This window comes from Atribacter sp., assembly GCF_035418125.1.
GTDB classification, from domain to species: Bacteria; Atribacterota; Atribacteria; order Atribacterales; family Atribacteraceae; genus Atribacter; species Atribacter allofermentans.
This window is the reverse complement of sequence record NZ_DAOLQM010000077.1, coordinates 1-8,391: the sequence shown is the minus strand read 5'-3', so window position 1 is coordinate 8,391 and position 8,391 is coordinate 1. Positions and strand designations below refer to the sequence as shown.

6 protein-coding genes are annotated in these 8,391 nt (G+C 38.6%); 1 reads left to right on the top strand and 5 read right to left on the bottom strand.

Going from position 1 to position 8,391, the window contains the following annotated elements:
• Positions 1-324 precede the first annotated feature (324 nt).
• From PLK24_RS05490 to PLK24_RS05480, 3 genes are all read right to left on the bottom strand, one after another.
• Complete coding sequence (locus tag PLK24_RS05490) at positions 325-1,179, bottom strand: carbohydrate ABC transporter permease (RefSeq protein ID WP_324477069.1); 855 nt, start codon at positions 1,177-1,179, stop codon at positions 325-327.
• A gap of 11 nt (positions 1,180-1,190) precedes the next feature.
• Positions 1,191-2,057, bottom strand: a complete 867-nt coding sequence (locus PLK24_RS05485; protein WP_324477067.1) for a carbohydrate ABC transporter permease — start codon at positions 2,055-2,057, stop codon at positions 1,191-1,193.
• Positions 2,058-2,118: 61 nt separating this feature from the next.
• Positions 2,119-3,720 (bottom strand): ABC transporter substrate-binding protein, encoded by a 1,602-nt coding sequence (locus PLK24_RS05480; protein WP_324477065.1) that lies wholly within the window; start codon positions 3,718-3,720, stop codon positions 2,119-2,121.
• A gap of 525 nt (positions 3,721-4,245) precedes the next feature.
• Here PLK24_RS05480 and PLK24_RS05475 point away from each other — a divergent pair.
• A complete protein-coding gene (locus PLK24_RS05475) occupies positions 4,246-4,554 on the top strand; it encodes an MGMT family protein (RefSeq protein WP_324477063.1) in 309 nt (102 codons plus the stop codon).
• A gap of 47 nt (positions 4,555-4,601) precedes the next feature.
• Here PLK24_RS05475 and PLK24_RS05470 read toward each other — a convergent pair whose 3' ends face one another.
• Together PLK24_RS05470 and PLK24_RS05465 are read right to left on the bottom strand one after the other, a co-directional pair.
• Complete coding sequence (locus tag PLK24_RS05470; RefSeq protein ID WP_324477061.1) at positions 4,602-8,222, bottom strand: UvrD-helicase domain-containing protein; 3,621 nt, start codon at positions 8,220-8,222, stop codon at positions 4,602-4,604.
• The coding region (locus PLK24_RS05465) for a hypothetical protein (protein ID WP_324477059.1) at positions 8,209-8,391 on the bottom strand (183 nt) is incomplete at its 5' end. The genes PLK24_RS05465 and PLK24_RS05470, both read right to left, overlap by 14 nt.

Below are 8,391 nucleotides of genomic sequence, written 5' to 3'. Positions count from 1 at the left end.
GATCAAGTCAAAATTATGAGTTTTATTCTGGAAAATAAAAAAGAAATAGCTTCTTAAAAGTTACTGGATTCTTAATTTTTTACGTTTTTTTTTCATTACTCATTTTTTTAAATTCATGAGGGAAAATCCTTGGATTGATAATTATTAAACTGTAATTTTTTATAATTCTCTTTCTGCTTTCTAATTAGAAAACAAAATCTCCTTCAATTCTACAACTATCAGAATTGACAGAACCCGGACTTTATTATTTTCTCTCAAATTGTTTCTCTAACAACCGAACAGTAATTTTTTAATTCTAACCAATCTGGAGCTGAAGAGTAAACACTATCCTTTAACTGCTCCGAAGGTTAGACCACGTACAATGTACTTCTGAATAAATAGTGCTAAAACGACAGGTGGTCCCATAGCCAAAATAGTTCTGGTTGCAATAAACCAAAATTGAACTCCCCGAGTATCTTCAGCGCCAGCCAGATAAACCGGAAAGGTTTTTGCTTTAAGCGAAGAAATAGATAAAGCAAATAAAAATTCATTCCAGGTAAAAGCTACACAGATCGCTGCCACTGCTACTAAAGTTGGAACTGCTAAAGGAAGTGAAATTTTCCAAAAAGCATCAAAATCACTGCAACCATCAACTGCGGCTGCTTCTTCCAGTTCTATAGGGAGTTCCTGGAAAGTTTGCCGCATTATAACCACTGCAAAAGGAAGGGTAAAAGTAGCATTAATCAAAATCAATCCCAAAACATGGTCAAGCAGATGAAGGGAGCGCATGATCAGAAAGAAAGGAATTACTACCGCAACAGGTGGCAAAACTCTTTGGGAAAGAAACCAGACAGTAAGATCCCGATTTTTAACTCGTCTAAATTGAAAACGAGCTAAGGCATATCCAGCCGGTAATCCTAAGCTCAAGGCTATAGCCGTGGCTGCAATAGCAACAATAATACTATTTAACAATGCACTACGACTTTCTCTTGTAGATAACTCTATTCTCCAATTTTCTGCAGTCGGTTTAAATTGAACAAAGGGAATTGATATTCCCGATATAGTAAAGGTTTCAGCTGGTGGCTTCAAGGAGGTAACCACACCCCAATAGAGCAAAAATAGTGCCCAACAGACAACAATTACCACTAAAACATATCGAATAAAGCTAAAAACTGGAGATTTCCTTTTTACTACACCCATTTTTTTCTCCTTTACTCGTATACCTGCCGAATTCTTCTGAAAAAGAGATTGACCACCACCATAACTATTGCCAATAAAAGATAGGAAAGTGCCGATGCATAACCAAAATCAAAAAACCGCAATCCAGTTCGATAGGTGTAAAGGGAATACACTTCGGTAGCAGTACCCGGTCCTCCTCCGGTTAAACTAAAAATGATATCAAAAATTTTAAATGATTCGATAAGACGTAAGAGTAATACAATAATAATTACTGGTTGAATCAAGGGAAAGGTGATTTTCCGAAAGATCTGCCATTCGGAGGATGAATCGATATATGCCGCATCGTACACCTCTTCAGATAGAGATTGAAGACCAGCTAAGATAACCAAAAAACAAAAGGGTGTCCACTGCCAGATATCCAACAATAGTACCGATACCCAAGCCCAGGTTGGGTGAGAAAGCCAGGGAATTTTTAGATTGAATAATGACATCAATATGCTGTTGACTGGTCCACCTTCTTCATAAAAAACAGTAAGACCTAAATAACCAACGGCAACTGGAGTACAAAAAATTGGAAGAATAAGCAGAGCCCTCCAAATGGTTTTCCCTTTTATCTCCTGATGAAAAAGAAGCGCTAAGAGAAGACCGAGAACTACTTGAATGGCAACTGTTATCGCAACGTATGCTAATGTCACCTTTAAGGAATGCGCCAATTTATAATCCTGAAGAATGCGTCCGAAATTGAATAAACCAACAAAAGTTAATGGTTTCCCAAGACGAACCTTAAAAAAACTAAGAGTTAACGAATAAATGAGAGGAAAAAGCGTAAAAGCAAAAACCCATATGATAGAAGGAAGAATAAAGAAATATTTTATTCTTTTCGACCTGAGAGCAGCCATTTGGAATTCTCCTTATGGGGAGGGTTAACAAAATAACCCTCCCCGAATTTTAGTTTTAAGTTTATGGAGTATAACCAATAGCTTCTTGATAGGATTTTATCTGATCTTCACGACCAATCCGATTGGTGACATCTTCCCAGTCTCGGGCAGTTCGGTTTAAAGCTTCTCGAGCGTTAACTTGACCAGTATAGGCTTCAGATAGATGACGGTCGAGAGCAACCCAGTATTCATTTCCACCAGGAATTCGGAGATAAGGCGCAATGTTGGGTGCAAAGAAATTATCATAGTAACCTTGGAGATATTCTTTGGCATCATCAGGATTAAATCCATTGGCAATATAGTCCTCCAAGCTGGCTGTACCATGAGGTGGAAGGAAATGGAAACTTACCCCGGGATCTACACCTGTCCATCCACGGCAAGCATTCCAAAAACTAATCTTGTTGGTAGCATGAAAAGCTAAAAGATGGTATACCACTTCTGGATTTTTAGATAAACTGGAAATAACTCCATGCCAGGAGCCTCCAGTGGTATTTCCCCAAACGTTGGGAGCATCTAATTTGACAAAGGTGTTTTGTGAACGGTCGAAAACCTCCATGGTTCCAGGAAGAATCGAACAACCTAATTTTCCTTTAATCTTGGAACGGGCTTCATCTTGAACCAATGAGCCGACATCACCCCAGGAGAAGGTAAAAATGGCTTTGCCACGCAAGAAATAATCCCAGGCTTCACCCAAACTCCAGGCTACCTGGGCATCAGGTCCGGTTTTAGCAAGTTTTAATTGAAACTCTAAAGCTTTAATGTATCCCTCTCCATTAATTAACGGTGTCATGTCTTCCGGGTCAAACCAGTAAACATTATGGTATTTGTCGACCTTTTCACCAGGGAGAATACAGAATGGCGCTGAAAGCGATGCATAATGATACATCCCCTGCGCTCCTACTTTGAGGTGCATAACAATTCCAGAATCTGCTTCTCCATCTCCATTCCAATCCCAACCATTGAAAAACTCTGAGATATCATAAAGCTCATCCCAGGTTTTAGGAGGAACATTGTATTCATATCCGTATTTCTCTTTAAACTTGGCTTTATGTTCTGGATTGGTTAGGATGTCTTTTCGATAATAGAGAATTTGACCATCACTATCGTTAAGTGCTCCATACCATTTGTCCCCCCAGGTATAGAGATTTTTAATCGATGGAGGCAAGGAATCGGGGTCCCATTTGGGGAAACGTGGATCTTTCATATAGTCATCGATTGGTATGATATAGTCACCAGCAATCAATTCACCCATCCAGTCAGAACCAATAAAAAACCCATCAAACTGTCCAGTACCGGTCATCAAATCTGTCATGGCTTTTTGATAATGTGCTGCATAAGGAATTTCTACAATATTAAGTTTAGCTCCAGTTAATTTTTCCCACACATCTCGCCATTCATAGAGCGGTCCTGCAATACCTCCCTTAGGTCCTCCCTCATTTACAGTAATGTTAATAGTGATTCCTTCAAATTCTCTTTCGGGTGAAATAGCGATGGTACCCAATTCCTCATCGGTAAAAGCTATTGATTCTCCTGAAACATTAGTGAGAGTTTGGTCGCTGAAGGCAACTGCAGTAAAAAGAAAAACCAACAAAACTATAGTCAATATAAACCATTTTTTATTCATTAAAAATCCTCCTCCTTAAATTACTTGAATATTAATTTGACTATTAATATTATATTTTCCTTCTCTACCTCCTATACCCTCTTCATATTTACACTTGGCACAACTTCACTAAAATAAGTAGCAAAAAATTATTAAATGCGCATTTTTACATAAATACTTATCTTTATTTCCTCCCTCCTTTTTATAGTATTTTTCTTTTTTTATCTCTTTATTTTTACAAAATTATTTCATTCATTCAAACAATACAATATTATTTTTGGTAGATATTTTCTATTGGGTTTATTGTGATAAAGAAAGCTGAAATAAGTGTAGTGGTTTAATTTATCATTATTTAAAAAAACCAATAATATTTTCTATTATCATTGAAGTTTTTTATACTTTTGTTTTGGTTTTTTATTTATCGCGGCGATGTTTAGAAATTAATTTTCTTATATCATATTTTTTATCTATAGTAAAGAGTAGTATCCTCGCTGTTAAAACTAAAAAATAAATCTAGCTATACTTTTTTCTAACAATCATGGAGAAATGATAGCTATTTACTATTATTTTACCACTCATTACAATACCAACATCGCCTGTCCCATTACCACTGGTATTTTTTCCTGGGTTGCTGCTCATGCTGCCGTAGAAGCTCACTGTTTAGGAGAAAAAAGTATAATTCCTTGTTGGAGAACTTTAAAATCTGACGGAAGTTTAAATGAAAAATATCAAGGTGGGGTTGATGCCCAAAAAGAAAAATTAGAAGATGAGGGATTTACCATCATACCAAAAGGAAAGAGATTTATCGTTGAAAATTGTGATCAGTATTTAGCCAGTATTGATGAGATAACATAGACATTGATGGTTGATTAAGGTTGAAAATATATATACAGAAAGATCATTTATTGATTCCCAAGATAGAGGGAGCAATCTCTTTTCCACGGACAAGAAGGACAGTTATCGGTACCGGGCTGAAAATCACCCTGAGAAGCTGCCTTCCTGGCAACCAAGTAAACCCGTGAAATCATTTCGTCTTCGGAAGGCAAATTTTTAATAATCTGTAACAGGTTCTCCTTAATATAATACAATGCTATCTGAACTGGATGTTCAGGGTATTGTAACCGAGCTGCTAACCCATAAAAGTGCATCTGTTCCTGATAGAGGGGATACACCGTTGTATCTGGTGAAGATGTCTTATAATCTATGATATGAACCCCCTCATTATCTTTCCACAAAAGATCTCGTATCCCAGCCAAGACTAATCCTCCATTTAGCTTGATTTCAAAAGGCTTTTCCCGCTCAAGTTTTTGGTCATTATAATTTTTTTGCAGAGATAAGCCCAGATGGCTTTGAGATAAATTTGTTAACCAAATCCTTACTTTTTCCCAATCCTGGTTAGTATTCCAAAATGGTCGAAGCTCAATCGGAAGCTGTGTTTTTATTTCCAGAAATCTATCCTGATGAAGGGGCAACCAACGGTCCAGATTTTGTTCATTAAAATCCCATTGAGCCAGAATCCAATGAACCATATTCCCCAAATCGGCTCCCCCTTTTTCATCATCAGAAGGAAGTTCCCATGGTAAAGAGATCCCCTGTCGGTATCTCATTCGATAGGCATGGGGACAAAACCGATAAAAGGCATAAGCGGTTGCTGTCAAACGTTGTAAACGAGGAAGGGGCTGCCGAGGAAGATCCATCCCTCCATCTTCTATCTCTTCATTTGCTTTTGAAGTGGAAATGAATAAAGAATCTTGGCCGTCAGGGAACAAATTGATAAGGTATTGCCGAGGGTCCTCATTTCTATCCTTTTCAATCCAATCCCAAACCCAGCTCAACCAAGTTTTAGGTTTAATAACGATTTCTCCGTTACTTATCGGACAAACACCTGATAAAATCAAAGTATCTTGAGCCCGCGTACAAGCTACATAAAATAACCGCTGTTGTTCAGAAATTTCCTCGGCTTCCTGGAGTTGCTGTTCGATAAAATAAGAAGGAAAATCAACATCACTCTCCATGAGTGGTTGACCATTCATCTCCCAATAATCCGGAAAATACCTAGTTATCGCTCCCAGTTCACGCGAAGATTGAAATTTGTTTCTTGGGCGTCGATGGGGAGTATATTCCAAACCAAAAAGAGCGACGACAGGAAATTCTAAACCTTTAGCAGAGTGAATGGTCATCACTCTTACTACATCTTCTTCTTCTCCTACTGGATTGGCTTCCTCACTTTTGACTTCTTTCAAAATGGCATCTTGTAAATAATGGGTACAACCCAATCCGCTGTTTCCAATGCTATTTTCATATTCTCGGGCTAAATCAATTGACCTCCGGAGATTGACGGCCACTCTTCTTCGCAAAGACCGTGGGGTTGCTTTTAAATGGGAGGATTCTTTTAAAAGCTCGGACAAAATTGAAGCTGGACCGGTTAATTTCATTTTTTGGTTCAAATCAATCAACTTTTCGCAGATATTTGGATATTTCTCTTGCAAAGTTTTCCACAACCAACCGTTTTTTAATGATCTATCAGCATTAACTAGCAAGTCATGCACCTCAGCCAAACTGAGTCCGGAAAAGGGGGAAGAAAGATAGTTAGCCAAAGCCAGGTCATCCTGGGGATCAACAACGGTTTTTAAATAGGCTACGGCATCCAAGGTTTCTCCTCGAGAAAAATAATTGACATCGGTAACGAAAATAACTGGGATATTTAATTCATCTTGTAAAACTTGCTCGAGTGGTTTATAAAAAGTTCGAGTGGGAACCAAGATTACAATATCCCGGTACTGACACAAGCGAGCTTTTTTTTCTGCTTTATCCCAAACTATTGCTTTCCCTACCAAGTTATTGACCTCATCTGCTAAGCATCGTGCCAGAAGACAACGCCTTTCGGTTTCTTTGGTCGTCTGATCGGTGTTCCCTAGGAAGAGAAACCGCAGATGAGAAGCCGATACCGATTTTGAGCGCTCTTCCCACCAGGAGAGCTCATTGGGAACCTGGAGTGGATCATACTCATGGGGGATTTTTTGACTTAATCCATCTTTCCAGATAAAACCAAATAAACTGTTCATTTCGCTAACCAAATCATCCCGACTACGAAAGCTTTCAACAAGCACGATATGCCTTCCACTCTTTGAATTATATTGAGTTTCTTGAATATATTGATGGAAAATACTCAGGTCGGCATGTCGAAAACGATATATGGACTGCTTCAAATCCCCAACCACAAAGAGAGAGGCCTGGTTGTTTTGGACAATATTACGAATCAAGGATTCCTGGAGGAGATCGGTGTCTTGAAACTCATCAACCATAATAGAGCTATATTGGGAAGTTAAAGTGGGATACTGTTTTATTGCCTCACCGGCATAGGCAATCATATCATTAAAGGTCAGCAGGCTTTTTTTCTTCTTAAATTCCTCCCAAACCTGCCAAAAAATAGCTGATGATTGGATGAGAAATTGACGACAACGAAAGTCTTCGGACAATTTAACTTTCCCACATAAAATGTCAATTAAATGAAGGTACTTCTCTTTTAATTGATTGCGGTATTCAATCATAGACTGGAAAGGTCTTGATAGTAAAAGCTGATCTTGGATCTCCAGATATACTGCATTCCTTGAGCTCTTGGCAATGGCAGTCAGAGAGTCAATTAAATCACTCATAAAAAATGGCAGTTGTCTCTTGTCTGGTCGGTTATGCCACTTTAGATTAAAATCGATAAAGGTCCCAATTACTTTGCTCGATCCGCGTAAATCCATTAAAGGTAAAATAAGCTCTATCCACAGCGACCATTCCTCGTCCCATTGAGTTGCATACAAGGATAGGAGGCTTTCTTGGATTTCTTCCCAATCCCTTTCAACTCTTTCACCTTTTTGCCAAAGCCATTCTGGATTTTCTCCCCGACTTCCAAAAAGGTCGGAAAGACTATTAACCAATTGAACGAAATCATCAGCACCACCATGGTTTAAAAGGAGAAAAAATGGTTCTTGGTTTAATATCGACAAACGACTTTGCCATACCGGATCAGAAACGTTTTCATCAAACCAATTCCAGTCATTTCGTCTTAAAATATTTTGAAGATTATTCCAAAACCCGAATTCTTCCGGTGATGAAATGACTCGGATATTTGGATCAATATCGAAATACAAACTTGCCTTTTGAATTATTCTCATACAAAAAGAATGAATGGTGGATATAGGAGCTTCATCGAGGTTATCAATTGCTTCGTAAAGATGTTGAAAGTTTCCCTGATTAGATAACTGCTTATACCAGTTCCGCAGTCGCATTCGAATTCTCTCTCTCATTTCAAGGGCGGCTTTTTCGGTAAAGGTTAAAGTCAGGATTTGATTGAATTTTGCTCGTCCAGTGGTGACCAGCCAGGCATAGCGGCGAGCTAAGGTTTCGGTTTTTCCGGTGCCAGCACCAGCGCTCACCACCACCAAATCTTCATCAGCCATGATTGCTTCCTGTTGAGCCGGTCGAGAATCGGAAATAAGCTCCAGGAATTCTTTATTTTCAACTCTCTTCATCTTCTCCTCCACGACTTCGCATCTCGTCTCTTCGGCAAAGTGATCTCCCAAAACATCCACTACAAGTTTGGCTATGATAATTTGGTTGGATATCACCGCTTGCCAAACCCAAGGAGAGTTCTTCCATTTTTTGTCGAGCAAGTTCCATCTCGACGCTTAAAATTTTACC